Here is a 23468-nt window from a genome sequence, read left to right on the forward strand (position 1 = left end):
ACGGGTAAAAACCTCAGCAGCGCCGGGCTCATTCCAGCACCCGCAGGGCCCGTTCATACAACGCCCGGCGGTCCGCCGCGCCGTTCTGGCCGCCGTTGATCCGCTGCGTGATCGTGTCGAAATCACCGGAATCCGCGAGGGGATTAAGCCAGCGCGAGGTCCAGAACCATGCCGCCGAATGCGCGGCCCACTGTGGCTGCTCCAACAGCGCAGGTTCTGCGACCAGATCCAGGCCCAGGGCCTCACCGCAAGCCCGGTAGTTCGCCCGACCGGTAATCTGGATCAGCCCACGCCCCCGGAATCCTTGACCGTCACCATCCGCTTCGGGGGTATTACCCAGGCGCGAAGCCAGCCGACCGGTGTCATACTTTGATAAATAAGCATCATTGCCCAGCTCCCGCAGGTAATGCAGCTGGCCGGATTCATGACCGACCTGGGCTATAAACGCGGCGACACGCTTGTGGCCAATGATCTGGTAACGCCTCATGGCGGTGTTCAGGACAGGTGCAAAAACGCCGGCATTGGCGCCGGCGTTCGGAAGGATGCGCAGCAGTTGGGCTTGCGTGATGGGCATGGCGTCTCCTTGATGCAATTGAGGGGCATCGTCAATCATTTAAATAATGGAATGCGAACATAAATGGGCAGGACAGAAAATTTGGATAAATCGCTCATCACAGAAACCGCCGCATCTTTTAAACATGCCAGTTTCAGCGAACGCAGGAACATAAAAAGCGGCCCGGTTTTTATCATTGCCTCAGGCAACTCGGCAAAAGGCTTCCCGTTGCATGAGTTTCCAAACGTGCCAATGATTACCATGAACGGCGCTATATCCATGTTCAGCCAAGCCGATACAAAACCCTTCTTCTATCTCTGCTCGGATACCGACTTCCCGCTGCAGCAGCCGGATCTCTTCGCGACCGCGATGCAAATCAGCGAAAACGTTGCCTTGTGGGAAGACCAGTTTGACGTGGTCCAATCCAAGCCCAGCGGGCAAGCCTTCGGCTTGAAAAAAGCACCCAGGGCGTCGATTTTTTCAACGTTTTTCAACCCGCAGAAATCGCTTGTCAGGCCCAAATCTCTCTTGAGCAAGCGAAGCAAAGACATTGGTTTCAGCAAAGACCTGACCCTTGGCTGCTTCGATGCTCGAACGGTCATGTACCCGGCCCTGCAGACCGCCTACCACCTGGGTTTCAACAAGGTTTTCCTGATAGGCGCCGATTTGAATCAGGCGGCTGGCCGATTCTATGAAACGTCCGAAAGCAAGCGCTCGCCTTGCGGCCTGGACCAGCACTACGACACTCGTATCCTGCCTTCCTTGAAACTGATGTCCAAGCACGTCGTTGACGATAACTTTCAGGTCTACAACTTGTCCGCCAACTCCAGGGTTCCGGCACATATCATTAAAAAGATCAGCCTTGATGATGTGCGGCGGATGCTCGATAGCTGAAAACAAGAAGGTTCTTTCCCCGATTACCGGCCATCGACGCCCGCCAGCACCACAACGACGCGAAGGCTGCGCAACGAGAAAGGCATCAGATCGAGAGTGGGCATAACACCGCCCTCCTCCGTGCGCAGAGTTGCAGGCGCTCCTCCAGGCCGTTCAAACCGCCATTGATACGGCGGGTGATGGTGTTGAACTGATCGCGGTCGGCCAGTTCGTTCAAGCCACTCTGTTGCCAGAACCATGCAGCAGACTCCGCTGCCCATTGCGGTTGCTCCAGCAGCTCAGGCAAGGCCAGCAGGCGTTCATCGCCAAACAGGCCGAGGCTGCAACGAAGGTAGTTGTCGTGGCCGGTAATCTGGATCAATCCACGGCCGCGATACTTCTGACCGTCACCGTCGGCCTGGGGCGAGTTACCCAGGCGAACGGCCAGGGTTCCGGTGTCGTATTTGCCCAGGTATTGCTCGCTGCCCAGCTCGAGTACATAACGCAATTGTCCCGACTCATGACCGATCTGGGCGATGAAGGCCGACACACGTCGGCCGCCGATAATCTGGTAGCGCCCCATGGCTGTGTTCAGAGCAGGCGCAAAAACGCCGGCGTTGGTGCCGGAGTTCGGGAGGATCTGCAGCAACTGCTGCGCGGTAACAGACATGACTTTCTCCGGGCAAAAAAATACCCGCTCAATGGCGGGAATAGTTTGTGGGGCTGGTACGATGTGCAGCGCCCACGCATGGCGGACTTATCAAACGGATCAGCAGCACCAATGACCTCACTATCTAAAGCATCGCTACCCGCAGCGAACAAGCATCTCAGCCATCCGAAATATCGTCCTGACATCGACGGGCTGCGTGCAATTGCGGTTTTATCCGTGGTCGCTTTCCACGCTTTTCCATCCCTGATAAAGGGTGGATTTGTTGGCGTTGACGTTTTTTTTGTTATTTCCGGATTCCTGATTTCCAGCATTATTTTCGGAAGCCTTGAGGAAAAAAATTTCAGCTTCATTGAATTTTATAGCCGGCGCATTAACCGCATCTTTCCCGCACTTTTACTTATGCTGGCTGCAACTTGGTCGTTCGGTTGGTTCAGTCTCCTGGCCGACGAATACACGCAACTCGGCAAACACATTGCCGGCGGTGCGGCGTTCGTGTCGAACTTTGTTTTATGGGGTGAAGCTGGTTATTTTGACAATAGTGCCGAGACAAAGCTGCTGTTGCACTTATGGTCTCTCGGTATCGAGGAACAGTTTTATCTAGTTTGGCCTCTTCTCGCCTGGGGGGCTTGGAAAGCCCGACTTAATGCGCTGGTTCTGATTGTCCTGGTGGGTGGGATATCGTTCGTGCTGAATGTCATGAATGTACAAACCGATCCGGTTGGTACGTTCTTCTCACCACAGACTCGCTTTTGGGAATTGCTGATAGGCTCATCACTAGCTTATGTAACGCTACACAAGCATCGTTTTTTTCCTACGTGGAGAGAGTCCAGCGGCCCAACGCTTCGTAACGCCCAATCACTGATAGGTATCACGTTTCTCATTGCCGCGTTCGCCCTCTCCACGAAGAACAATCCGTTCCCAAGTTGGTTGGCTTTGCTGCCAACCATAGGCACAGCCTTGATAATCTCTGCCGGGCCTTTCGCTTGGCTAAACAAAAAGGTCTTATCAAATCGATTGCTGGTCTGGTTCGGTCTAATCAGTTTTCCGCTCTACCTATGGCACTGGCCGATCCTGACCTTTGAAAGAATCATGAGCAACGAGCCACCGAGCGTGCTGCCAAGAGGACTGGCGGTCGCGGCTAGCATTCTCTTGGCGTGGCTCACTTATCGGTATGTTGAGAAATTTATCCGACACCGACCTAACCCACTAAAAACAGCAATTATTCTCTCGTTAGCAATGACAGGGACAGCTACCGCAGGCTTAGTAACATTAAAATCTGATGGCATCCCCTCGAGATTCCCCAGCGAAATACAACAGATTGCAAACTTCAAATATGAGTTCTTAAAGGACGCACGCAACCCTGAATGCTGGATAGCTATCACTGCACCCTATGACGGCTTCGCACCGAAGTGCCTGGAGGCTGGCGATAATAATGCAAGTGAGAGGATACTCATCTGGGGGGACTCCCACGCCGCCAGGCTATATCCAGGATTGGCGTCAGTGGTTGATCGCAGCACTGCTATTTTCCAAGCAACAAGAAGTTCCTGCCCGCCGATATTGGATTTTGCAGGCTCGGCATGCACGGACAGTAACAACTACATACTGGCTAGACTTAAAGACACGAAGCCCAATGTCGTCGTATTGTTCGGTGCGTGGGGCCGATACGGGGCGGATTGGTCCACCGGATCCGACGTGCAGAGAAAGTTACTCCAAACAATCGAGCAAATATCAGCAGCCGGAGTAAATAAAATAATTGTTCTTGGCCCGTCACCAGAGTGGAGGCTTCCGCTTCCGAAGCTTTTATTCAACGCTTGGCACAATGATTTTATTTACCATCGAATCCCGAGCAAACTGGCACAAGGACTGAACCCGGAGGCAAAGGCCATTGACAATATTTTCCGAACACTCATTCCAAGATCAAAAGCCTCACTTATTTCGGTCTATGATGCACTTTGCGATGAAAACGGATGCACCACATATACAAAAGACACCCCCTCCAATTTGACAACCTGGGACTATGGACATCTAACTACAGAGGGTGCCAAACTCGTTGCAAAGAAGATTATAGAGTCGGATCAAATAAAATAATCAGGGGCTTATCGGCCAGCTTATAGCTCCCGGAAATCCTGGCTGCTGATTAATTTTGTTTAGTGCGAGTTTGTACACCGCAAACGCTTTGAATTTAGCGGTGTCAGCCTCGTTTAAAAATCCGGCAATATAGGCATCAGCCATGCCAATAGTGGCCTCATTAGCTGCTTCCATATATATATCCCGCTGGGCCATCGCCTCTGCTTTTAACTGTTCTTCAGAGGAGGGCGGTGATACATATTTCGAAAACTTCCAACCTCCATCCTGCTCAACAGCTTCCCACCTATATTCCGGAAAGTTATCGAGGCCCGAAACGTCTACCCAAACGAAAGAGGGGTGAAACATTTCGCCGATATTACCTTCGGTACAAAACAGCTCAGCGACACGCCCTTTATAAATCCTTGCATAAGTTTTCATTATGAGTACTCATATATAATGACAGCGCCGGATTGCCCCGTCGCACCAGGTTGCGCGGCAGTACTAGTCCCGGCAAATGTTCCAGATGGACCGGATCCATATCCGGTACCAGAAATGGCGCCCGGAATGGCCGAAGTAGGCCTAACCCCTCCACTTCCTAATGGGTTGCCACCACCCGATGACGGCCTAAAAATCGCCGTAGGTAATATTGTTGACGTATCTGATCCAGCCCCGCCGAATCCAACTATGTTCGCCCCTACAGGTGGATCACTTACGCCACTGCCACCCGTACCTGTCGCCGCTGCATAGGCCGCAGATCCATTCCCTGGCTTGCCGCCAGGAGCGGACATCATAGAGCCAAAACTCGACGTGCCTCCCACCCCACCATTGTTGTTGCCAGCTGCACCAGCCGAACCACCAGCACCGACAATGACCTGTGCGCCAGAAAAGCCAGACATGATCAATGACTTTGCATAAGCAGCTGATCCGCCACCACTAGATGCTGCAACTGTGTTAGAAGCCGTAGCCGCAACGCCTCCGCTACCGCCTCCCCCGCCAACAATCTCAACCATTATCGACTTCGTGCCTGGCGTTGGCATGTATGGAAAGGTCCCGGATACTTTGAACATTTGAATGTTGATCAACCGCCCTGCTCCGACAACGCCCTTAATCGCCGCCAACAGCTGGGCATTATTGTCTTCGGCCGGAGTGAGCCCCGCCGCCTCAATCACGTTTAGAATTTCCGATGTGACTCCATTCCCCCACTGACTGGGAATCAAGGATCCGGGCGTACCACGAATAGGATCTTCATCAACAAACTTGCCAGCTACCAATCCGGCGCTGGGCACACTTTTCGGATAATCCATTTTCTACTCCTTAGTCATAATTGATATGCACCTGCGTATGCGCCGGCGCACTGCGGTGAATCAGGCACTCCAGCGCCGAGCCCGGATTGACGCCAAAACGTTCGCCCCAATAGCTCGCACCAAAGCGCCGTCCCAGCAGCAGCCGGCCGCCGGTGTTGAGGGTCCACATGAATTGCGCCTGCCACGTCCCGAAGTGCGCTTCGCCGAACCGTGAACGGCCCATGCGCGGCGCCTTGAGTTCGGTAATCGTTGCGTTGGGGTAGCCCTGGCTCTTGGCGATTTCCACGTAATAGGCAATGGCCTGGCTGCCCACCGCCAGCAACCGCCGTCGCACTGCCAGACGGCGATCGTCATACAGCGGCGTGGCGCCAAGGCACGGATCCGGCAGCTCCATCACCCGTTCCCAATCCGGCACCAGCTCGCTGACTCCCGCCGGGTCCATCTCGTTGAGCAGGTCGGCGGCGCGGGCGTCCAGGCGAGCCAGCTCCTGGGCGATGCCTTGCAGCACTTCGTCCAGCTCCGGCACGCGCTCCGGGTCCCACGCCGGGCCGCTGGGCAGCAGGCTGCGCAGTTGGGCCTGGTATTGTTCGGCGGTTCTTATCCCAGCCATGTGCAGCCTCCGAAGGTCAGCAACTGGTTGCTGGCGGCGACGACATCGGCGGCGGGTGCGCTGAGCTTGTGGTCGGTTTCGCCGGTGGCGCTGCTGATCGCTTCGGCGATATGACTCAGCAACAGTGTTTCGCCGAGGCCGGCTTCGCGGTTATGCAGGTCGCGCAGTTGGGCCTCGATGGCGGCGCGCACGGCGCTGGTGTCCGGGGTGATGCGCAGCTTGTAGTTCACCGGCACCTGGGTCGGGGCCAGCACATGCAGTTCGGCGGTCACCGGGCGCAAGGGCTCGATGTAGGCCCGCACTTCCTCCAGTTGCTCGGCGTTGGGGATCGGTTGCGGATCGTCGTCGCGCATCACGAACAGGCCGACGGTCCCCGGCCCCAGATAACTGCCGCGACACCAGGCGCGGGTAACGCCGGGACACTCCAGGGCCCAGGTCTCGTAGTCCTGGGCCGAACCGCCGTGAGGGATGACCCGATAGGAACGGATCACCCTCGACCGCAGGGATTCAAGGCTTTCCCGGGCAACACCGCCGGTCAGCCCTGGCGCCAGCACGGTAAAGCTGTTGCCGATGCCCAACAGCGGCTGCACCGGCGTGAGCGCCAGGCCGACATCGGCATTGCCCAGGCTACCGGCCTCCAGCGCCGCAATAGCGGCGGTGTTCAGGCCATTGCTGGTGGTTCGCGCGGTGATCACTTTATACGTTCGGCCATCGGGCGCTTGCAGCAGCGTGTCGGCATCCAGCACGGCACCCGCCGTGGCGGTGAAGCTGACGCTGCCGGTGGCCACTTGGGCGGCCTTGCGCGCCTGGTTCAGGCGCAGCGCGGCGATGCGTTCCAGGGTCGATTCATCGGCCTTGTCCGGGAGGATCTGCTCGGCGATCCAATCCAGATAGCCATACAGGCCATAGGCGGCGCCGCCGAGGGTACGCGCCAGGACCTGGGCGTCGGACTGGCGCAGCGAATCGCTGGCCAGGTCGCTTTGGGCGCGCTTGATCAGCACCGGCAGCGAAGGGGTTTCAAACGGCATAGGTCACCTGCCAGCTGTGGTCGGGGTTGATGTCCAGGCGCTCGCCATTGGCCAGGGTCAGGACCGTGCGCAGGTTCAGACGCTGGGCGTCGAGGCGTTCGCTGATAATGTCGATGGCGCTGCAATGACCGTCATCGATGAGCCATTGCAGCGCCTCGCGGGCATAGAATTCGGCGTCGAGTTGGGTCTGGCGGGTCAGCTTGACCCGCCGCAACAGCCACAGCCGTGAGCCGATGCGATCGTCGGCGACCGTGGGAAAGGTGTCGCCCCACCAGCCGAAACGCTCGTCGTCATCGACCGCATCGCCAGCGGCGGCGCGGCGCCAGGTGAACAGGCTGATCAGCACCGAGCGGGTCAGCGCGGCGTGCAGGTTCTGGCTGATGAACATCACTGGCCTCCCGCCGGCGCACCGGTCTGGCCGTTGCCGGCCTGTACACCGACGTGCACGTGCTTGATCTGGCTGATGCCGCCGGCGATCTGGTCGCCCTGGGAAACGATCCTGCCGGTGTGGTTGATGACGGGGCTGTCGATGTTCACCGCGCTGCTGGCGCGGATGTTCAGCGTCGCGGTCTCGATGTCGATGACCCGGCCGCGCTTGAAGTGGAGCTTGTCACCTTCATCGGTGTAGAGCGCGACTTCGCCCGGGGCCAGGGCCTTAAGACGAAAGCGTCGATCTGCGACCACCAGCACCACCGCGTGGGAGCGGTCGCCGCCGAGAAAAGTGGCGATGCCCTCGGCGCCGGCCAGCGGGTTGCTGGTGAAGCCATAGGGCTCGAAATGCTCCATGTCGTCGCTCACTTCGCCAGCGGTGAGGCGCATTTGCAGCGATTGCAATTTATTCGCCGAATGGGCGAGCACGACAGTGCCGCGCGCCAGGAGGCGGGTCAGTAGGCTCATTGGGTTTTCCTTCGGAATCGGGTTTAACGGCAGAGCACTGTGGGAGCGAGCCTGCTCGCGAAGGCACCGGCACATTCAACATCGATGCAAGCCGAGCCACCGCTTTCGCGAGCAGGCTCGCTCCCACAAGGAATCTGTGCTGGGCAGGAATCTGGCGGCGGGCTCGCTCCCACAAGGGATTGGTGATCGGGCGGTATCGATGTCGGGCTCAGGCCTTGGGTGGCACCGGGTTGGCGTCGAAGGTATGCGGCGGGGCGACTTGCAAGGTGGTGATCGAACCCTGGGCGGACAGCGAATAGGTGACCTTGGAGATCAGCATGTCAGCGTCAAACCCCAGCACCGGATCGATCACCCGCACCAAGGTGTTGTGCCGCCAGAGATCGCCGTTGGCCTGGCGCCAGCCCTGCACGCGGTAGGTGGTGGTCAGGGCGCGGCCGCTGCGAATCGCGCTTTCCCAGTCGGCTCGTTGCTGGGCCAGCGCCGGGGTCAACTGAGCGCTTTCGCTGATGACGGTCACCCGCTTGCGCTTGAAGCCCAGGTCAGTGGCGGTGCCCGAAACCTCGCTCACCGCCGCCCCGCTCTGCTGGTCATTGCCTTTGTGCTGGCCGATGACCCGGTATTCGGAAAATACCTGGCTGTAGTCCATCGGCGCGTTGCCCGAAAGAATGTTCTTGCCCAGTTCCAACACATCGCTGGCCCGCCCACCACTGCCGGGCTTGGCCAGCAGCACGCGACCCTGCGGGTCATCGGTGGAGAACACTCGGAACAACGTCAACAAACGGTCGATGGATTGAAACACCGTTTCTCCAGGCACGATGCTGTGCTCGCTCAGGCGCGCGGTTTCCGGGATCTCGCTGACCACCCCCACGGCATAGGGCGATGCCAGCGCCTGGACGATGCTCAGCAATGTTTGCCCGCGCCATTGCGTCGGGCGGTTGATCGCCGCGCAGTCCACCAGGTCCTGGGTCTTGGAGCCGCCTTCGATGCTCAGGCTGATCTGCCGGCCGTCGTAGCTGATGGGCGCCTTGAACACGTAGCCGCTGAGCAGCAGGTCGGCGCCGATGCGCACCTGGCATTCGTCACCGGGACGAATCGGCACCGCCTGGGTCTGCCCCGGCCATTGCCAGGTGATGTCGAGTTTGAAGGTGCGGAACTGGCGCTCCAGGTCCGCACTGATTTCCACGCTTTTCCAGCCGCCGTAATCCAGCCCGCCGACGGTGAGCGTGACAGCGTTGTCGAGCTCATTCATGGCTCACTCCCCGGAGACTTTCAGGTCGTTGGGCGGCAGGAAGCCAGGATGCGCCACGCCGTTGCGCTGGGTCACCTCGGTCACCCGGGTAGCGTCAGCAAATTGCTGATACGCCACCACCAGTGCCGGCAGGCTTTGCTTGAACGACAGGTTGATCAGCCGGACACCGGACGACGCCACGGCCGTCAAGTGCGCGGCCATTTGCTGACGCAGGTTGTTCATTGCCTGGTAGTGATCCGGAGCGGCCTTGAGGGAAGCCTGCCAGATGGCTTCGTTGAGGGCATCGCGCAAGGCGAGCACGTCATCGGCCACCGGCACGTCTCGGCGCTGGACCGGTTGCACCGCCTGTTGCGCCACCGATGGAGTGGCGTCCAGCTTGACCACCGGCGCCGCCACTGGCATCGCCGCAATCCATTGCGCCGCTTGCACCAGCAAGGTGTCCTGGACCAGATCGGCAACCGCCTGGGCCGCCGCAGTGGTGTCCTTGCCGGTGGTGAGTTTGGGCGCGTCCGCCTGACGGATGGCTTCCACCTGTTGCGACACGCTGGCAATCACGCCGCGATAGCCGTCACGGGCAAAATCCTTCAGCTCCCGAATATCACCCAGCAATCCCTTGAATTCCGCCGCCACTTCCTTGGGCAGCTCCTTCACCGCCTTCACCAGATCGCTGAGTTGCCGATAGGTCTCGATCAATGGTTTGAGCTCCTGCTCGATGACGCCATAAACCTCCTTGAGGCTGTTGCGCAGATCCGCGATGCCGATCCGCGCCGCCTTGATCAGGCTCATGGCGTCTTCGAAACGCCGCACCGCCGAGCCGAGGAAGCTGTCGGCCGAGACCAGCAGCAGTTTCTGGCTGTTGATCGCCGCCGAAGGAAACTGCAGCGGCTGGTCGGGGTAGAACTTCAGGGCAAACGTGACCAGCCCGCCGTCCTGGCGGGTCTGGGTCATGTCGCATTCGCCCACCTTGACCTGCAAGCGCCCCAGCCACGGGTGCACCAGTTCACCGCTGCCCTGCTCCAAGGCTGCGAGCAGTTTGTCGCGCTGCTCCAGGCAATCGGGGCCGACGATGAACGCCGTCAACTCGTGGATGCGTGCCTGCCGGCCGAGCCCTTCGAAATACGGTTGGTCACGCTGCGGGTACTCATGCAACTGGCCTTTATGACCGATCGGGGTTTTCGCCTGGTCGACCCAGAACCCGACGCCACGAAACGACGCCGGCAACAAACGATCACGCCAGCTCATTGGAACCTCCTGCGGAAAGTGAGCGATAACCGATGCGCGAACTCACCGCCAGGCCCGGTTGATTGGTCTGGGGCGGGTCGGCGCGCAACCCCGCCGGCGCGTTTTCGAAGCGCACCGTCAGGCCGCCTTCCAGTTGCGTGCGGTTGTTGGCGGCGCTTTGTTGCACCAGGGCGCTGGAAGTCTGCGGCAATGCGCCGGGCGTCAAGGACGCTCTGGGCGACGCAGTGGCGGGTGTCGGCGCAAGGCTTGAAGACAGCCCCGAAGGCTGCTCGCTGGCCCCGCCAAAAAACGCCGGTGCCAGCTCACCCTTACCTTCGGCATTGGTGGCGCGCTGCGCCTCGGCCAATCCCTCGACCTTGCCAGTGAACGAGGCAATCACCTCGCCGAAGCCGCCGTTGAAGAACGCCTTGATCGGCGCGATCACGCCCTGCAGCTCGTCCCACCATTGGCTGAACCATTCGCCCACCGGTCCCCACTGCCGGGTCAGGCCCTCGATGGGCGACCAGTCGAACAGGCCGCTGAACACCGCCAGCATGATCGAAACCTGATTGCGAATGCCCTCCCAGATCCCGGCGAAGACTTCGCCGATCGTGCCCCAGTTGGCCATGATCAGCCCCAACGGTGTCCAGTCGAACAGGCCTTTCAGCGCGTCCATCACCGGCACGGTCAAGGCCTTGAGCAAATCCCAGATCGCCGCGAACAACCCGCTCAGGGGCGTCCAGTTGGCAATGATCAACCCCAGGGGCGACCAGGCGAACAGCGTCTGCATGAAACCGATGATCGGCGTCGCCGCCGCCACGATCACATTCCAGAGTGCGCCAAAAAAGCTGCTGATCGGCCCCCAATTGCTGATCACCTGCCCCATCGGGGTAAAGGCGAACAGCGTCTTGAAGAACTCGACCATTGGCAGGACGATCGGCGCCAACCGTTGCCAGAGCCCGGCAAAAAATGCCGAGATCGGTGTCCAGTGGGCAATGATCATCCCTGCTGCCAAGGCGATGCCCATGGCAATCAAGCCGATGGGGTTCATCTTCAAGGCCAGGTTGATCACTTCCATTGCCTGGCTCGCGCCGCTGACTGCCGTCTGGATCGCGTTGAACGCGACGACGCCATTCGCCAGGCCTTGTACCAGTTGCGGGTTGTCCTGCAGCACCTGGGCCACGCCGCTGACCATCGGCTGCAAACCGACCGCCACCGCGTTGACCGCAGGCCCCAGCGCCGAGCCGAACTGCACCGACACATTGCTGATGGAAGTCTTCAATCCCTCCAGGTTCTGTGCCGCTACGCGAGGCGCTTCCGGCGCCTGGATGGCACTGGCTGCCGCGCTCGCTGCGCCGGCTTCGTCCTTGAAGGCCAGCGCCGACTTGAGCCCGTCCATGAACGGTTGGGCCAGACCACCGCTGGGCAGCAGCCCGGACATATCCAGGCTGCCCAGGCCCGTGGCGTCGAGGTTCTGCTTGAAACTCGCGACCTTCGCTCGCAGGCTGGCGAGCTTGGGCGACAGTTCGTCGATACCGGTTAGCAGTAGCGCCTTTTTCTCTACCTTCTGTGTCTCTGCCATCACTGCACCTGCTGCATCGCATTGATCCGTTGCGCGTGCTCCAGGGATTCGCGGAGCACATCCAGTGGCCTGGCCATCATCTGTTCGGGGTCAACCTTCCAGAACCAGGCCAGGTCATAGGTGGCGGTGATCAGGTCGCCGATGGCTGCGACGCCGCACTCATGAAAAAACTCGCGACGGCCCAGCTCAGCGCGTTGAGGTCAGCCAGGTCCAACTGGTTGACCGACGATGGTGGAATCCCGGCGCAGACCGCGATGTATCTGGCCGCGACATCCATGTCCAGGCTGACCTCCTCGCTCTTGTCGATCTTGTACGGCAGCGCCTTGATCGCACGGACCTCCTGCACCGTCGGACGGCGCAGGGTCAGTTCGCTCAACGGCTCGCCGTGGGCCTCGATGGCCACGCGCAACGCCACGACGTCAGTCATTGCCAGGTCCCCTTGATGCCCTCGAATTTCAGCTCGATGGTGGCGTCGTCACCTTTGGATACCGGCTCTTCCACCAGATACGCGCCAGCCAGCACGTAGACCTTGCCGTTGCTGAACTCGCAGGTGACGGTCATGTCAGTGCCGGCGACCAGCTGCTTGAGCGGGAAGTCGGCGGTGTGCAGCGCGGTGACCTTGAACGACGGCGCGATGTCGGTTTCCTTGTAGAAACCCGGTACGACGGTTTCGCGTTTGGTAAACATCAGTGGCGCTTCGCAGCCGCCGTTGATGGTCAGTTGAGCGCCGTCCACTTTGACGTAGCAGGTGCCCGCAATTAGTTGACCCATGGTGTTTCTCCCTTCAATAAAAAGCCCACGCGAGGTGGGCTGAATTCATGCAACTGAGTGCCACTGTCAGGCAGCGGCGTCGTATTGCAGGCGGAATTGGTTGAGCAGCGCGAACACGCGCAGACCGTTGATGTAGTCCGGCGGGAACAGCACGTTGACCCGGCTCGGGTCCTGGCTGTCGCGTTCGACGATCAAGTGCTCGGCAAACAGCTCGGCATTTTCCACATGGCCTTCCAACTCAAGCTTGGCGTACTGGGCGATCAACTCACCGCGAATGGTGCTCGGGGTGACGATGGGCTGGCCGGCGCCGAAACGGGTGCCGTCGGAGGCCAGTTTGTGGCGACCGTATTTGCTGGTGATCACGCTTTGCAGGCGCCGCACGATGAACGCCGACTGGTGCATGGTTTCGCTGTCCAGGTAGGAGTTGTCCGCCTGGCCGAAGGCATTCTTCTGATAGGTGGTGATGGAACGCTGGATACGAACGTAGCCGCCTTCGTAGTAAGCGGTCGCGATGCCGTAGTTGAGCAACGACTGTCGCTCGGTCAGGGTGAAGCGCTCGCTGGCCGATGCCGGATCGAGCCCCGGCAGGCTGCCGCTTTGGGTCGGGCGGCTGGCGTCGGCGGAAATGAACACCGCAGTGCGCGCGGCCAGCGCAGCGGCCTGTACCCAGAACGGTTGCGGCACGCCCGGCTCCAGGGCCTGGATGGTCATGTGCTGATCGTTGCGGGCCTGGCCGGCGGCGACAAGAGTGCCGAGGGTGCCGCGCTTGGCACTGTAGACGTGACCGAACAACTGCTTGGCCCAAGACCAGCGGCCGGTGCTGTCATCCATGACCGCTTGCCAGGTGTCGAGGCTCGACACATCGGACCAAGGCATGGCAATGAACTCGAACGGCTCATCGCCCAGGGCGGCGACGGCGGCAGTCTGGTCCGGCACACCGGCGCCGCCGGCCATGGCAGTGATGGCCGTGGTCAAGCCGGCCGGGGTGTCTTCGCCGTTGCTCTTGCCCAGGCGATTGAATTGCAGGCTGATGTCATTGCCGCTGGCGCCGGTCCATTTGGCACTCAGGGTCACCACGCCTTCGGCGGCCGCGGCGGTCACCGGCAGGTCGGCGGATGCGTTGATCTTGAGGGTCAGCGCCGTGGCCGCCTGGGCTGCGCTGGCACCTTTGACGACAGCGGCCTGGACACGCACACCACCGACGTACAGGTTGAGCACGCCGCTCTCCGCAGCGCTGCCGGTCAGCGTCAGCGTACCTTGGGCAATCGCCCCTTCGACGTTATGCAGCGGCAGGCACCAGATCTCACCGATCGGGTCGGTCTTGCGCCAGGTTTCGTACATCGACGCCAGCATCGAGCCTTGCCCGCCAATGCTCTTGGCCAGCGCGACGCTGGACACCAGCACCAGCTTGCCGGCTTCGGCCGGGGCGACGTTGTCGTTGACCTGGGCGACGATCAACCGGCGCATGGCCGACGACGCGCTATTGGCGGCCGAATTGTCCATCTCGGCGTAGAACAGCGGAACACGAATGTCCGCGGGAATGTTGCTGAATCCAATCGCCATTATTTGGCTCCCTTCGGTTTTGCCGCTTGCACGGCTTTGGTAGTGATATCGCCATCGGCCAGACGTCGACGCCACCAGGCGTTGTCCGGCACTTCACGGCCTTCGAGGGGCAACAGGTCGCCCGCTTCCGGGTCCGGTACGGCGCGGCCAGGGGCCGGCAGCACGGTGATGCGTTTGCTCATGGGGTTACGTCTCCAGAGAAAGTCAGTTCCAGGCGCCCGTCGGGGCCGGGACGTTTCAGGTTGGGGTCCGCCGGGTCGATGGCATCGACGCGCACGGTGGCCCCGGTAAAGGACGACAAGCCGTCCAGTTCACGCTCATGCCAGCTTTCGGCAGGCTGGCCCGGCAGATTGCGGCCCAGTTGGAATTCGGCGAAAAAGCGCAGCCGGTACAACACGCGACTGCTATTGATGGAAACCAGCTCGCTGCCGTCGTACTCGACGCAGGTGTACTCAGCGCCCGGCTTGAACCCCACCAGCGCGCGCCACAGTTCAGCCCGCAGGTCGTGCAACAGATCCAGCGCTTTTGTCGCGTCAGTCGCGTCGAGCACCAGCACGGCATCGAAACGATCGCGTACCGCTTGCAGCGTGACGTTCTGCGCCGCGTTCTTGCTGGCAACGTCGGCGGTTGCCAGTACATAGGCGCAGGGGGTTTGCAGCGGGGCCTGGGCTTGCAGCGTGGCAAGGTCAAAGCCTGCCGCCACGCGTTGGGCGAGCGTGGGGCATTGCTCACGCAGTTGCGTGAGGATCGGGGTGATCTTCATGGGGGGGGTCCAATTGACAGGGAAGGTGCGGTCAGAAAACCTGTGGGAGCGAGCTTGCTCGCGATAGCGATGTGTCAGTCGATGGAGATGTTGGATGTCAGAGTGCAATCGCGAGCAAGCCCGCTCCCACAGGGGATAAGTGTCAGGCCCTGGCATCCAGGCAGGTCGCGTCGATCTTGCAGCGGCGGCGGGAAATCAATGTGGGTCGGAACGGGAATCGCGCGGCGGTAGCTCACTGATGCCCATCCGCTTGGCGGCCCAACGCTCGTAAAGCCCGATGGCCACGTTGGCCCCGGCCATCGCGGTCAGGCAACCGAAGGCACCGGCGGCCCAGATCGACAGGCCCATGGCGTACAGCAGCATGATCGCCGAGACGCCACAGATCATGCAGGCGCCGGAGCGCAGGGCCAGGCGCCGCAGCAGTGACCAGCCACGGGCGCCCTCCTTGTCGGCACGCCACATCTCGCCAGTCACCCCGCCCACCAGGGCGAGCACGATGACCAGCCAGATCGGCATGTCCAGCAACGCTTGTTGCTCGTTTGTCATGTCTCGTTTCCTGGGGAGATGGATGAAAGAACGGGGGTCAGGCCTGGACAGCCAGATAACGTTCTACAGTCGCTCAACGATTACGTTGTCGATAAAGGCATAGTTGGCATACGGATTCTGCTCATTGGAAAAAGCCAGGGTTGTCTGAGGCGAGGTCGCGATGAAGTCATACGTAATGGTGCTCCACTCAACAGCTCTACCTTTTGCTGAAGGGGTGTTGAAAGTGACACTTTGGCCCGCCACTTTTATTTGGATAACACCTTCACCGGAACGACTTGCGTAACGCGAATTACCTGCGCTGAAGGTCAAGCGGTACTTGGCGCCAACGGAGGTTGCAAAGTTCTGCTGAATGCCGCCGCCGTTGCTATAGATATAGTTAGCCAAGTCGACAATTACGACGCCATCCGCCGCCAGGGAACCGCCAATCGAAGCGGGCATGTTGAAATACTCGGCTCCAGACAGGAACGTCGTCCAACCCGTAATGAAGTTGGCTTGCGCTGGAGTATTCAATATGCAACTTGCGCTGCAGCCTGGCTGTTCGAAGCTACCGTTGACCAGAAGGTTGGCAGCAATAGCGTTGCCTCCGATACCGAACAGGACGCCGCAGAGCATCAGCGGGGTAGCGTATTTCTTGAAACGATTCATGATCCACCTGTTGAGTTAGTGATTGATTGCACGGTTGATACATTGCTCGCCGGCGTTCACTCGAGGCTCAACGGCCTTCACATGATTCAATGTCCCGCAACGGGGACACTTGATCTGGAGTTCGGTGTTCTCGCCCATGCGGGCAAGAAGTCTTTTGCAGTGACCGCATCTGAAATCCTTCAGCATTTAAAGCCCTCCCACGGCGGCGGTTTGAAGTACCTCGCGGCACAGGCATTCCAAAAAGCCCGGTCGCCCAGGCTTTTCAGTAATGCGCTTGATCTTTCGGCGCGACTGGCGCGGTACGGATCCATTCAAATTGTTCCTCCGACCGCGGTCCCTGCCCGCCGGATAACTGCTTCTGGTGCTTTACGCTGCACACCCGGGTCAGTTGCCAACCCTCTGAACCGTTAAGGCCGGTTCATCGCTGCCTGTTGGTGGAACTAAAGAGCTTTGTTGCCAGCCGCTTTGTCGAGCGGCTTGGACACAGAATATGCACGGATGCATATACAGTCAATGCGTAAATGCATTTATTTATGCACAAAGAATGCGCAGATGCATGTAGCCCGCGTAAGTACCGGGTTTGAAGGTTTCCAGGAGGCGAAAAAAAACCCGCACGACGGCGGGTTTTATCTGACAGCGGAAGGGTTAACGAGCGTACATGCCCCACCAGAAGACGTGACCGAGGATGACGATCTGCTCGTCCTGCATTTCCTGGAAGGTGTAGTCCTCGTCCGGGTGTTCATCGCGGTTGAAGCTGCGCAGGCGGATGCCGGTTGGCAGGCGGTAAAGCTGCTTCACCCGCAATTGGCCGTTGTGGTTGATGGCGTAGAGGTCACCGTCGACGATGTCGCCGATCCCGCATTTGCCCGCGTTCACCCCGACCGTGGCGCCGTCGCGCAGCACCGGCAACATGCTGTTGCCGCGCACCGTCACGCACTTGGCCTGGTCGAACTGCACGCCGTTGTGGCGCAGGCTGCGCTTGCCGAAACGCAGGCTTGAGCGCTCGCTTTCCTCGATGACGAATCTTCCTGATCCAGCAGCCAATTCAACCTCACGCAGAAAAGGAACGGACACCTCGTCTTCCTCGACGGGCGTGTCATCGTCCCACAGGCTTATGTCCTTGAGTTCGGAATGTGGCTCTTCGCGGCGGCTGTTGCCGGCAGGCGCAACGTCGACCCGCCCACGCAACTGGTCGGTGCTCACGGCGAAATATTCGGCGATCTTCGAGATGTGTTTATCCGAAGGGTCGACGATCTTGCCGCTGAGGATCCGCGAGAGGGTGGACTGAGGCACGCCGGTACGCCGGTGAAGCTCCGTGGGGGAGATCCCGTGCTGATCGAGCAATGCTCTTAATACGGTAGAAACGTTGCGTTTTTGCATAACGCGCATAATGCTTGTTCTTTTCGCGGAAGACAAATGCTGTTTTGCATAAATACGCAAACACTGTGCTTAAGCTCTGCCAGATGCTTTTGTGGCGAGGGAGCTTGCTCCCGCTTGAGTGCGCAGCGCTCACAAAAGGGGCTGCTGCGCAGCCCAGCGGGAGCAAGCTCCCTCGCCACGGGATTTGCCCTACACAGCTCCAGGAAAAACCTCCCACCCCGTCCTTCAAATGCGCATCGCGAGACTACGTTGCCTTGCGCCTCTGCCTACAACTACGCCAGAATCCGCCGGCTTGTGCGCCTTGGGCCCCACCGGTACTTTTGATCTTGTCACTGCCCATCAGTGATCGGGTTTAGTAGCCCGGCATTCCAAGACGTACATCGCTCCGCTCAGCCAGGTATTTTTACCTGCGCTCTATGGTAGCTGTGCGCAGGGCGCCCTAGGGCGCGCCGGTTTCTTGGATCCCCGGTCTACTAACCTGCGTACAGCTGCCGCCCATCTCGTTTAGTAGCGGATTGGTAGTGGCTCCAACTCAAGGATCCAAGACTATGTCCAAACAGATACCAAATCCCCTCGAAGATGACCTCAAGCCAAAAGCCGACGAGGAAAGGTCCGATACCCTCTATCTTATTGCTCCCAACATCGACGCCGAATGCCCGCTCGCCAACCTCAGCGAAACCCTGGCCTCGGCCAACGCCATGGTGAGCGATCTCGCGTTTGACCTGGAAGGCTCGCGACGACATATCGCCCTAGGGATCCTCCAGATGATCGAGCTGAGCCAGTTGCTGGCGAATCGGGCATTGGATGTGGTGGATCCCAAATAAAACAGGCCGATTCGACGAGAAACAAAAAAAGCCTGCATGTCGCAAAGCTGTTCATTCAAGAAGGACAACCCCCTATGGCGAGGGGGCTTGCTCCCGCCGGGTTACGCAGTTACCCCGCTTCTAGCGGCCGCTGCGCCCCCAAAGCGGGAGCAAGCTCCCTCGCCACGTCGTTATCAACTATAAATGGGCAGCAATAAGCACAAAGAGGCCTGGGGAGTTCGATACAACAGTCAGACCATCGAAAAGGGATCGGATTAATGACGGAGAATGCCGATACACGCAGCCGGCTACTGGCCTCAGCAGACCAAGCCGTCCATGAAGACGCATTGCGCTTCGCTCGGTCCAATAAAAAAGCAATCGCGAAGCGACTGACAGATAAGGCTCTTTATCCGCCAGAGGAAGCGCCGGTGTCAGTTTTTATGGCAGGCTCTCCGGGCGCCGGTAAAACCGAGGCATCAATAGCGTTGGTGAATCTGTTCGCAGATTCAGCGATCCTACGCATAGACGCTGATGAGCTGCGAAGCGAGTTTTCAGCTTACGCTGGAGCAAACTCCTGGCTTTTTCAGGGAGGAGTTTCGATTCTGGTCGATAAAATGTTGGATTTCGCATTGGATCAAAGGCAGTCCTTCATCCTTGATGGAACGTTTTCCAACATAGACGTAGCAAGACGAAACGTAGATCGCTCCTTGAGAAAAGGCCGATTCGTACAAATTCTTTATGTATATCAGTCGCCTGTACTCGCCTGGGGATTCGTTAATGCTCGCGAGGCGGCCGAAGGCAGGAGGATCCGCAAAGAACATTTCATCAAGCAATATTTCGCCGCACGTGACGTAGTGAACGCGCTTAAGCTAGAGTATCGCGGCGATGTCCATGTGGACCTGTTACTCAAACATATCGACAATTCGGGACGACTTTACAAAGCTGGTGTCGATAAAATTGACTACCATATCCCTGAGCAACACACGCGGGCCGACCTAGAGGCCATGCTCGAGCCACCATCAGGAGGGCACCTATGATTTCGATCAAGCTGGGCTTGTCCAAAGGAACCAAAAGCACCTTTGCCGATTTTATTCGTAATGCTAAATCGGACCAAAAGAAACGTGTTTATAGCGAGGTTTTGACAGAGGCTACCAAGCAGCAAAACCTTGTGATGATGCAGGCCGAGGCGAAACGAGGCTGATATCAAAATTCAAGCGAAGCCCGACTACATGTCGGGCTTTTTGTTGCCAGATTTACCTGGCCAGAGGGTTTTCCGCCACATTCTGGGAAAACAATCGAAGCCACTCATCCCTGGGTCGCACCAGACCGCCCATGTTAACCTTGCGCCCATCGCGGAAAAGCCGGGCCAATGCCCCACTTTTGCCCCACACCTTTCAACGAGCTTTGCCTGACACCCATGAATACAGCCGTGAACGACCTGTCCTCCCACACGCCGATGATGCAGCAATACTGGCGCCTGAAGAACCAGCACCCCGATCAGCTGATGTTCTATCGCATGGGCGATTTCTACGAGATCTTCTACGAGGACGCGAAGAAGGCCGCCAAGCTGTTGGACATCACCCTGACGGCGCGTGGGCAATCGGCAGGCATGGCGATTCCGATGTGTGGGATTCCTTACCACGCGGCGGAAGGCTACCTGGCGAAACTGGTCAAGCTGGGCGAGTCCGTGGTGATTTGCGAACAGGTCGGCGATCCGGCCACCAGCAAGGGCCCGGTGGAGCGCCAGGTCGTGCGGATCATCACTCCCGGCACAGTCAGTGACGAGGCATTGCTGGATGAACGTCGGGACAACCTGATCGCCGCCGTCCTCGGCGATGAGCGCCTGTTCGGCCTGGCCGTGCTGGACATCACCAGCGGCAACTTCTCGGTATTGGAAATCAAAGGCTGGGAAAACCTGCTGGCGGAACTGGAGCGGGTCAATCCGGTGGAGTTGTTGATTCCGGATGACTGGCCCAAAGACCTGCCAGCGGAAAAACGCCGTGGCGTACGTCGCCGGGCGCCGTGGGATTTCGAGCGCGACTCGGCGTTGAAAAGTCTCTGCCAGCAGTTTTCCACCCAGGACCTCAAGGGCTTCGGCTGCGAGAACCTGACCCTGGCCATCGGCGCCGCCGGCTGCCTGCTGGCCTACGCCAAGGAAACCCAGCGCACCGCCCTGCCCCATCTGCGCAGCCTGCGTCACGAACGCCTGGATGACACGGTCGTGCTGGACGGCGCGAGCCGACGCAACCTGGAACTGGACACCAACCTGGCCGGTGGCCGCGATAACACCCTGCAATCGGTAGTCGATCGCTGCCAGACCGCCATGGGCAGCCGCCTGCTGACCCGCTGGCTGAACCGACCGCTGCGGGACCTGACGGTACTGCAAGCACGCCAGTCTTCCATCACGTGCCTGCTCGACCGGTATCGTTTCGAGCAGCTGCAACCGCAGCTCAAGGAAATCGGCGATATCGAGCGGATCCTCGCGCGGATCGGCCTGCGCAACGCCCGTCCTCGCGACTTGGCGCGCCTGCGCGACGCCCTCGGCGCGCTGCCCGAACTTCAGGTGGCGATGACCGACCTTGAAGCACCTCACCTGCAGCAGCTGGCGCGCACCACCAGCACCTACCCGGAACTGGCCGCGCTGCTGGAAAAGGCCATTATCGACAATCCGCCAGCGGTAATCCGGGACGGCGGCGTGCTGAAAACCGGTTACGACGCCGAACTCGACGAGCTGCAATCGTTGAGCGAAAACGCCGGCCAATTCCTGATCGACCTCGAAGCCCGGGAAAAGGCCCGTACCGGCCTTGCCAACCTCAAGGTCGGCTACAACCGCATCCATGGCTACTTCATAGAGCTGCCGAGCAAGCAGGCCGAGCAAGCCCCGGCCGATTACATTCGCCGCCAGACCCTCAAGGGCGCCGAGCGTTTCATCACGCCGGAACTCAAGGCTTTCGAAGACAAGGCCCTGTCAGCCAAGAGTCGTGCCCTCGCCCGGGAAAAGATGCTCTACGAAGCGCTGCTCGAAGATTTGATCAGCCAGCTCCCACCGTTGCAGGACACCGCCGCCGCCCTGGCGGAACTGGACGTGTTGAGCAACCTGGCCGAGCGCGCGCTGAACCTGGACCTCAATTGCCCACGCTTCGTCAGCGAGCCGTGCATGCGCATCAGCCAGGGTCGCCATCCGGTGGTCGAGCAGGTATTGACCACGCCGTTCGTGGCCAACGACCTGAGCCTGGACGACAATACCCGCATGCTGGTGATCACCGGTCCGAACATGGGCGGTAAATCCACCTACATGCGCCAGACCGCGCTGATCGTATTGCTGGCTCACATCGGCAGCTTTGTCCCGGCGGCCAGTTGCGAACTGTCCCTGGTGGACCGGATCTTCACCCGGATCGGCTCCAGCGATGACCTGGCCGGTGGGCGTTCGACCTTCATGGTGGAAATGAGCGAAACCGCGAACATCCTGCACAATGCCACCGAGCGCAGCCTGGTGCTGATGGACGAAGTCGGTCGCGGCACCAGCACCTTCGACGGCCTGTCCCTGGCCTGGGCGGCCGCTGAACGCCTGGCCCAGTTGCGCGCTTATACGCTATTCGCCACGCACTATTTCGAATTGACGGTGTTGCCGGAGAGCCAGCCGCTGGTGGCCAACGTCCACCTCAACGCCACCGAGCACAACGAACGCATCGTGTTCCTTCACCACGTACTGCCCGGCCCGGCCAGCCAGAGCTACGGCCTGGCGGTGGCACAACTGGCCGGTGTGCCGAGCGACGTCATCACCCGCGCTCGCGAGCACCTCAGCCGCCTGGAGACCACCAGCTTGCCGCACGAGGTACCGCGCCCGACCAAAGGCAAACCGGCCGCGCCGCAGCAAAGCGACCTGTTCGCCAGCCTGCCGCATCCGGTGCTCGACGAACTGGCCAAGCTCGACCTCGACGACATGACCCCGCGCCGGGCGCTGGATTTACTCTATACATTGAAGACACGGGTCTAACGCACAGGCTTTCAAGCTGTTAGAATCTCGCGCGGTTTGGGATGCTGCGGCCTATTAGCCTGGGTTTGCAGACAATCGCTCCCGAACCTCGCGACCCCTACCGTGATGGGGCTTCGCCGCAGCCGCCTGAGGAGAGAATTAGAAATGACCTTCGTCGTCACCGACAACTGCATCAAGTGCAAGTACACCGACTGCGTAGAAGTCTGTCCGGTGGACTGCTTTTACGAAGGCCCGAACTTCCTGGTCATTCACCCGGACGAGTGCATCGACTGCGCCCTGTGTGAACCGGAATGCCCGGCGAACGCCATTTTCTCGGAAGACGAAGTGCCGGCCGGTATGGAGAACTTCATCGCGCTGAACGCCGAACTGGCGGATATCTGGCCAAACATCACCGAGAAGAAAGACGCCCTGCCCGACGCCGAAGAATGGGATGGCAAGACTGGCAAGATTGCAGACCTGGAACGCTGATTACCCAGCGTTCGCTGAAAAGGCCCCTTGCGGGCCTTTTTGCTGCCTGGAACAAAATCGCGGGCAAAAAAAAGGGGCGGTTTGACCCGCCCACATTTTTTCCATAATCCCTTTAATCCTTTTCATCGTCCTGATGAATCGCGTCCTGCGATGTCCTTCCTGTCCCATCGTCCTTGACGGGTGTGTCTGTCCGTCGACACAGGATTGATATTAGTGTTTTCCCAAACGAGTGCAATACCTCGGCAGCGCTCCGCCGGCATTGTCACGAGCCAGTCACACTTATAAAACTCTTTTAAAAACAGTTAGTTGCAAGCTTATAAAACGCTTTATTAGCAATCTGTCCCATCATCGTGGAACCGAACGCTTACGTAACACTAGGCAAAAGCTTACAAACTGAAGCTACAAAAAATGGGCTGACGAGAAATTCTCTCTGCCGACAAAAGCAAAAGCCCCGAACTCAGTCGGGGCTTTCTCTGCT

The 23468-nt window shown here is 59.4% G+C and carries 27 protein-coding genes; 7 read left to right on the forward strand and 20 right to left on the reverse strand.

Annotation, left to right across the window (positions count from 1 at the left end; genetic code table 11):
- Positions 1 to 28 precede the first annotated feature (28 nt).
- Entirely contained in the window at positions 29 to 574 is a 546-nt protein-coding gene (locus J3P97_RS21145; RefSeq protein ID WP_434672706.1) for a glycoside hydrolase family 19 protein, read from the reverse strand.
- Between the two features lie 63 nt (positions 575 to 637).
- Between J3P97_RS21145 and J3P97_RS21150 the strand changes: the two genes are divergently transcribed.
- Entirely contained in the window at positions 638 to 1447 is an 810-nt protein-coding gene (locus tag J3P97_RS21150) for a lipopolysaccharide biosynthesis protein (protein ID WP_434672707.1), read from the forward strand.
- Between the two features lie 85 nt (positions 1448 to 1532).
- Here J3P97_RS21150 and J3P97_RS21155 read toward each other — a convergent pair whose 3' ends face one another.
- Entirely contained in the window at positions 1533 to 2096 is a 564-nt protein-coding gene (locus tag J3P97_RS21155; RefSeq protein ID WP_434672708.1) for a glycoside hydrolase family 19 protein, read from the reverse strand.
- A 111-nt stretch (positions 2097 to 2207) separates the two neighbouring features.
- Between J3P97_RS21155 and J3P97_RS21160 the strand changes: the two genes are divergently transcribed.
- Positions 2208 to 4184 (forward strand): acyltransferase family protein, encoded by a 1977-nt coding sequence (locus J3P97_RS21160; protein ID WP_434672709.1) that lies wholly within the window; start codon positions 2208 to 2210, stop codon positions 4182 to 4184.
- Here the strand turns inward: J3P97_RS21160 and J3P97_RS21165 are convergent, their stop codons facing one another.
- The 18 genes from J3P97_RS21165 to J3P97_RS21250 form a co-directional block, all read right to left on the reverse strand.
- Entirely contained in the window at positions 4185 to 4601 is a 417-nt protein-coding gene (locus J3P97_RS21165; RefSeq protein ID WP_434672710.1) for a tail fiber assembly protein, read from the reverse strand. It lies immediately after the preceding gene.
- Positions 4601 to 5467 (reverse strand): hypothetical protein, encoded by an 867-nt coding sequence (locus tag J3P97_RS21170; protein WP_434672711.1) that lies wholly within the window; start codon positions 5465 to 5467, stop codon positions 4601 to 4603. Before J3P97_RS21170 ends, J3P97_RS21165 begins: the two co-directional genes overlap by 1 nt.
- Before the next feature lie 10 nt (positions 5468 to 5477).
- Positions 5478 to 6077: a YmfQ family protein gene (locus tag J3P97_RS21175; protein ID WP_434672712.1), complete on the reverse strand. Its 600-nt coding sequence runs from the start codon at positions 6075 to 6077 to the stop codon at positions 5478 to 5480.
- Entirely contained in the window at positions 6065 to 7105 is a 1041-nt protein-coding gene (locus J3P97_RS21180; RefSeq protein ID WP_434601699.1) for a baseplate J/gp47 family protein, read from the reverse strand. The genes J3P97_RS21175 and J3P97_RS21180 overlap by 13 nt, the downstream gene beginning before the upstream one ends.
- On the reverse strand, positions 7095 to 7493 hold the full coding sequence (locus tag J3P97_RS21185; RefSeq protein ID WP_434572167.1) for a phage GP46 family protein: 399 nt from the start codon (positions 7491 to 7493) through the stop codon (positions 7095 to 7097). The genes J3P97_RS21180 and J3P97_RS21185 overlap by 11 nt, the downstream gene beginning before the upstream one ends.
- Positions 7493 to 8002, reverse strand: coding sequence for a phage baseplate assembly protein V (locus J3P97_RS21190; RefSeq protein ID WP_434572165.1), 510 nt, complete (start codon positions 8000 to 8002; stop codon positions 7493 to 7495). Before J3P97_RS21190 ends, J3P97_RS21185 begins: the two co-directional genes overlap by 1 nt.
- A gap of 208 nt (positions 8003 to 8210) precedes the next feature.
- Entirely contained in the window at positions 8211 to 9251 is a 1041-nt protein-coding gene (locus J3P97_RS21195; protein ID WP_434601700.1) for a phage baseplate assembly protein, read from the reverse strand.
- 3 nt (positions 9252 to 9254) lie between these two features.
- On the reverse strand, positions 9255 to 10493 hold the full coding sequence (locus tag J3P97_RS21200) for a DNA circularization protein (protein WP_305499137.1): 1239 nt from the start codon (positions 10491 to 10493) through the stop codon (positions 9255 to 9257).
- Complete coding sequence (locus J3P97_RS21205) at positions 10480 to 12054, reverse strand: phage tail protein (protein WP_434672713.1); 1575 nt, start codon at positions 12052 to 12054, stop codon at positions 10480 to 10482. The genes J3P97_RS21200 and J3P97_RS21205 overlap by 14 nt, the downstream gene beginning before the upstream one ends.
- Positions 12055 to 12184: 130 nt before the next feature.
- Positions 12185 to 12481: a phage tail assembly protein gene (locus J3P97_RS21210; protein ID WP_434572159.1), complete on the reverse strand. Its 297-nt coding sequence runs from the start codon at positions 12479 to 12481 to the stop codon at positions 12185 to 12187.
- Positions 12478 to 12825 carry a phage tail tube protein gene (locus J3P97_RS21215; protein WP_024780162.1) on the reverse strand — a complete coding sequence of 116 codons (348 nt, stop codon included), beginning with the start codon at positions 12823 to 12825 and terminating at the stop codon, positions 12478 to 12480. The genes J3P97_RS21210 and J3P97_RS21215 overlap by 4 nt, the downstream gene beginning before the upstream one ends.
- A 66-nt stretch (positions 12826 to 12891) precedes the next feature.
- On the reverse strand, positions 12892 to 14388 hold the full coding sequence (locus J3P97_RS21220) for a phage tail sheath subtilisin-like domain-containing protein (RefSeq protein WP_434572157.1): 1497 nt from the start codon (positions 14386 to 14388) through the stop codon (positions 12892 to 12894).
- Positions 14388 to 14570 (reverse strand): DUF2635 domain-containing protein, encoded by a 183-nt coding sequence (locus J3P97_RS21225; RefSeq protein WP_434601704.1) that lies wholly within the window; start codon positions 14568 to 14570, stop codon positions 14388 to 14390. Before J3P97_RS21225 ends, J3P97_RS21220 begins: the two co-directional genes overlap by 1 nt.
- Positions 14567 to 15151: a phage tail terminator protein gene (locus tag J3P97_RS21230; protein WP_434672714.1), complete on the reverse strand. Its 585-nt coding sequence runs from the start codon at positions 15149 to 15151 to the stop codon at positions 14567 to 14569. Before J3P97_RS21230 ends, J3P97_RS21225 begins: the two co-directional genes overlap by 4 nt.
- A gap of 195 nt (positions 15152 to 15346) precedes the next feature.
- A complete protein-coding gene (locus J3P97_RS21235; RefSeq protein WP_434672715.1) occupies positions 15347 to 15697 on the reverse strand; it encodes a phage holin family protein in 351 nt (116 codons plus the stop codon).
- Positions 15698 to 15760: 63 nt separating this feature from the next.
- Complete coding sequence (locus tag J3P97_RS21240; RefSeq protein ID WP_434672716.1) at positions 15761 to 16342, reverse strand: DUF642 domain-containing protein; 582 nt, start codon at positions 16340 to 16342, stop codon at positions 15761 to 15763.
- Positions 16343 to 16357: 15 nt separating this feature from the next.
- Positions 16358 to 16528, reverse strand: a complete 171-nt coding sequence (locus J3P97_RS21245; protein WP_434572148.1) for a Com family DNA-binding transcriptional regulator — start codon at positions 16526 to 16528, stop codon at positions 16358 to 16360.
- Positions 16529 to 16987: 459 nt separating this feature from the next.
- Entirely contained in the window at positions 16988 to 17722 is a 735-nt protein-coding gene (locus tag J3P97_RS21250) for a LexA family transcriptional regulator (RefSeq protein ID WP_305501185.1), read from the reverse strand.
- Between the two features lie 521 nt (positions 17723 to 18243).
- Here J3P97_RS21250 and J3P97_RS21255 point away from each other — a divergent pair.
- From J3P97_RS21255 to fdxA, 5 genes are all read left to right on the forward strand, one after another.
- A complete protein-coding gene (locus tag J3P97_RS21255) occupies positions 18244 to 18546 on the forward strand; it encodes a DUF6124 family protein (protein WP_434601707.1) in 303 nt (100 codons plus the stop codon).
- Between the two features lie 257 nt (positions 18547 to 18803).
- On the forward strand, positions 18804 to 19562 hold the full coding sequence (locus J3P97_RS21260) for a zeta toxin family protein (protein WP_434601708.1): 759 nt from the start codon (positions 18804 to 18806) through the stop codon (positions 19560 to 19562).
- Positions 19559 to 19726: a hypothetical protein gene (locus tag J3P97_RS21265; RefSeq protein WP_305499122.1), complete on the forward strand. Its 168-nt coding sequence runs from the start codon at positions 19559 to 19561 to the stop codon at positions 19724 to 19726. The genes J3P97_RS21260 and J3P97_RS21265 overlap by 4 nt, the downstream gene beginning before the upstream one ends.
- A 228-nt stretch (positions 19727 to 19954) precedes the next feature.
- Positions 19955 to 22522 carry a DNA mismatch repair protein MutS gene (mutS, locus tag J3P97_RS21270; RefSeq protein WP_434572145.1) on the forward strand — a complete coding sequence of 856 codons (2568 nt, stop codon included), beginning with the start codon at positions 19955 to 19957 and terminating at the stop codon, positions 22520 to 22522.
- Between the two features lie 144 nt (positions 22523 to 22666).
- On the forward strand, positions 22667 to 22990 hold the full coding sequence (fdxA, locus tag J3P97_RS21275; RefSeq protein WP_034111970.1) for a ferredoxin FdxA: 324 nt from the start codon (positions 22667 to 22669) through the stop codon (positions 22988 to 22990).
- Positions 22991 to 23468: the final 478 nt, after the last annotated feature.

This window comes from Pseudomonas sp. R1-15 (assembly GCF_051132085.1).
Lineage (GTDB): Bacteria > Pseudomonadota > Gammaproteobacteria > Pseudomonadales > Pseudomonadaceae > Aquipseudomonas.

What these genes read in the sequence shown, in the direction of transcription:
- J3P97_RS21235 (WP_434672715.1), bottom strand. Translation starts at nt 15,697, where the DNA reads ATGACAAACGAGCAACAAGCGTTGCTGGACATGCCGATCTGGCTGGTC.
- J3P97_RS21160 (WP_434672709.1), top strand. Translation starts at nt 2,208, where the DNA reads ATGACCTCACTATCTAAAGCATCGCTACCCGCAGCGAACAAGCATCTC.
- J3P97_RS21230 (WP_434672714.1), bottom strand. Translation starts at nt 15,151, where the DNA reads ATGAAGATCACCCCGATCCTCACGCAACTGCGTGAGCAATGCCCCACG.
- J3P97_RS21250 (WP_305501185.1), bottom strand. Translation starts at nt 17,722, where the DNA reads ATGCAAAAACGCAACGTTTCTACCGTATTAAGAGCATTGCTCGATCAG.
- J3P97_RS21170 (WP_434672711.1), bottom strand. Translation starts at nt 5,467, where the DNA reads ATGGATTATCCGAAAAGTGTGCCCAGCGCCGGATTGGTAGCTGGCAAG.
- fdxA (WP_034111970.1), top strand. Translation starts at nt 22,667, where the DNA reads ATGACCTTCGTCGTCACCGACAACTGCATCAAGTGCAAGTACACCGAC.
- J3P97_RS21220 (WP_434572157.1), bottom strand. Translation starts at nt 14,388, where the DNA reads ATGGCGATTGGATTCAGCAACATTCCCGCGGACATTCGTGTTCCGCTG.
- J3P97_RS21260 (WP_434601708.1), top strand. Translation starts at nt 18,804, where the DNA reads ATGACGGAGAATGCCGATACACGCAGCCGGCTACTGGCCTCAGCAGAC.
- J3P97_RS21150 (WP_434672707.1), top strand. Translation starts at nt 638, where the DNA reads ATGGGCAGGACAGAAAATTTGGATAAATCGCTCATCACAGAAACCGCC.
- J3P97_RS21215 (WP_024780162.1), bottom strand. Translation starts at nt 12,825, where the DNA reads ATGGGTCAACTAATTGCGGGCACCTGCTACGTCAAAGTGGACGGCGCT.
- J3P97_RS21175 (WP_434672712.1), bottom strand. Translation starts at nt 6,077, where the DNA reads ATGGCTGGGATAAGAACCGCCGAACAATACCAGGCCCAACTGCGCAGC.
- J3P97_RS21210 (WP_434572159.1), bottom strand. Translation starts at nt 12,481, where the DNA reads ATGACTGACGTCGTGGCGTTGCGCGTGGCCATCGAGGCCCACGGCGAG.
- J3P97_RS21225 (WP_434601704.1), bottom strand. Translation starts at nt 14,570, where the DNA reads ATGAGCAAACGCATCACCGTGCTGCCGGCCCCTGGCCGCGCCGTACCG.
- J3P97_RS21165 (WP_434672710.1), bottom strand. Translation starts at nt 4,601, where the DNA reads ATGAAAACTTATGCAAGGATTTATAAAGGGCGTGTCGCTGAGCTGTTT.
- J3P97_RS21195 (WP_434601700.1), bottom strand. Translation starts at nt 9,251, where the DNA reads ATGAATGAGCTCGACAACGCTGTCACGCTCACCGTCGGCGGGCTGGAT.
- J3P97_RS21180 (WP_434601699.1), bottom strand. Translation starts at nt 7,105, where the DNA reads ATGCCGTTTGAAACCCCTTCGCTGCCGGTGCTGATCAAGCGCGCCCAA.
- J3P97_RS21265 (WP_305499122.1), top strand. Translation starts at nt 19,559, where the DNA reads ATGATTTCGATCAAGCTGGGCTTGTCCAAAGGAACCAAAAGCACCTTT.
- J3P97_RS21190 (WP_434572165.1), bottom strand. Translation starts at nt 8,002, where the DNA reads ATGAGCCTACTGACCCGCCTCCTGGCGCGCGGCACTGTCGTGCTCGCC.
- J3P97_RS21240 (WP_434672716.1), bottom strand. Translation starts at nt 16,342, where the DNA reads ATGAATCGTTTCAAGAAATACGCTACCCCGCTGATGCTCTGCGGCGTC.
- J3P97_RS21200 (WP_305499137.1), bottom strand. Translation starts at nt 10,493, where the DNA reads ATGAGCTGGCGTGATCGTTTGTTGCCGGCGTCGTTTCGTGGCGTCGGG.
- J3P97_RS21145 (WP_434672706.1), bottom strand. Translation starts at nt 574, where the DNA reads ATGCCCATCACGCAAGCCCAACTGCTGCGCATCCTTCCGAACGCCGGC.
- J3P97_RS21205 (WP_434672713.1), bottom strand. Translation starts at nt 12,054, where the DNA reads ATGGCAGAGACACAGAAGGTAGAGAAAAAGGCGCTACTGCTAACCGGT.
- J3P97_RS21155 (WP_434672708.1), bottom strand. Translation starts at nt 2,096, where the DNA reads ATGTCTGTTACCGCGCAGCAGTTGCTGCAGATCCTCCCGAACTCCGGC.
- J3P97_RS21185 (WP_434572167.1), bottom strand. Translation starts at nt 7,493, where the DNA reads ATGTTCATCAGCCAGAACCTGCACGCCGCGCTGACCCGCTCGGTGCTG.
- J3P97_RS21245 (WP_434572148.1), bottom strand. Translation starts at nt 16,528, where the DNA reads ATGCTGAAGGATTTCAGATGCGGTCACTGCAAAAGACTTCTTGCCCGC.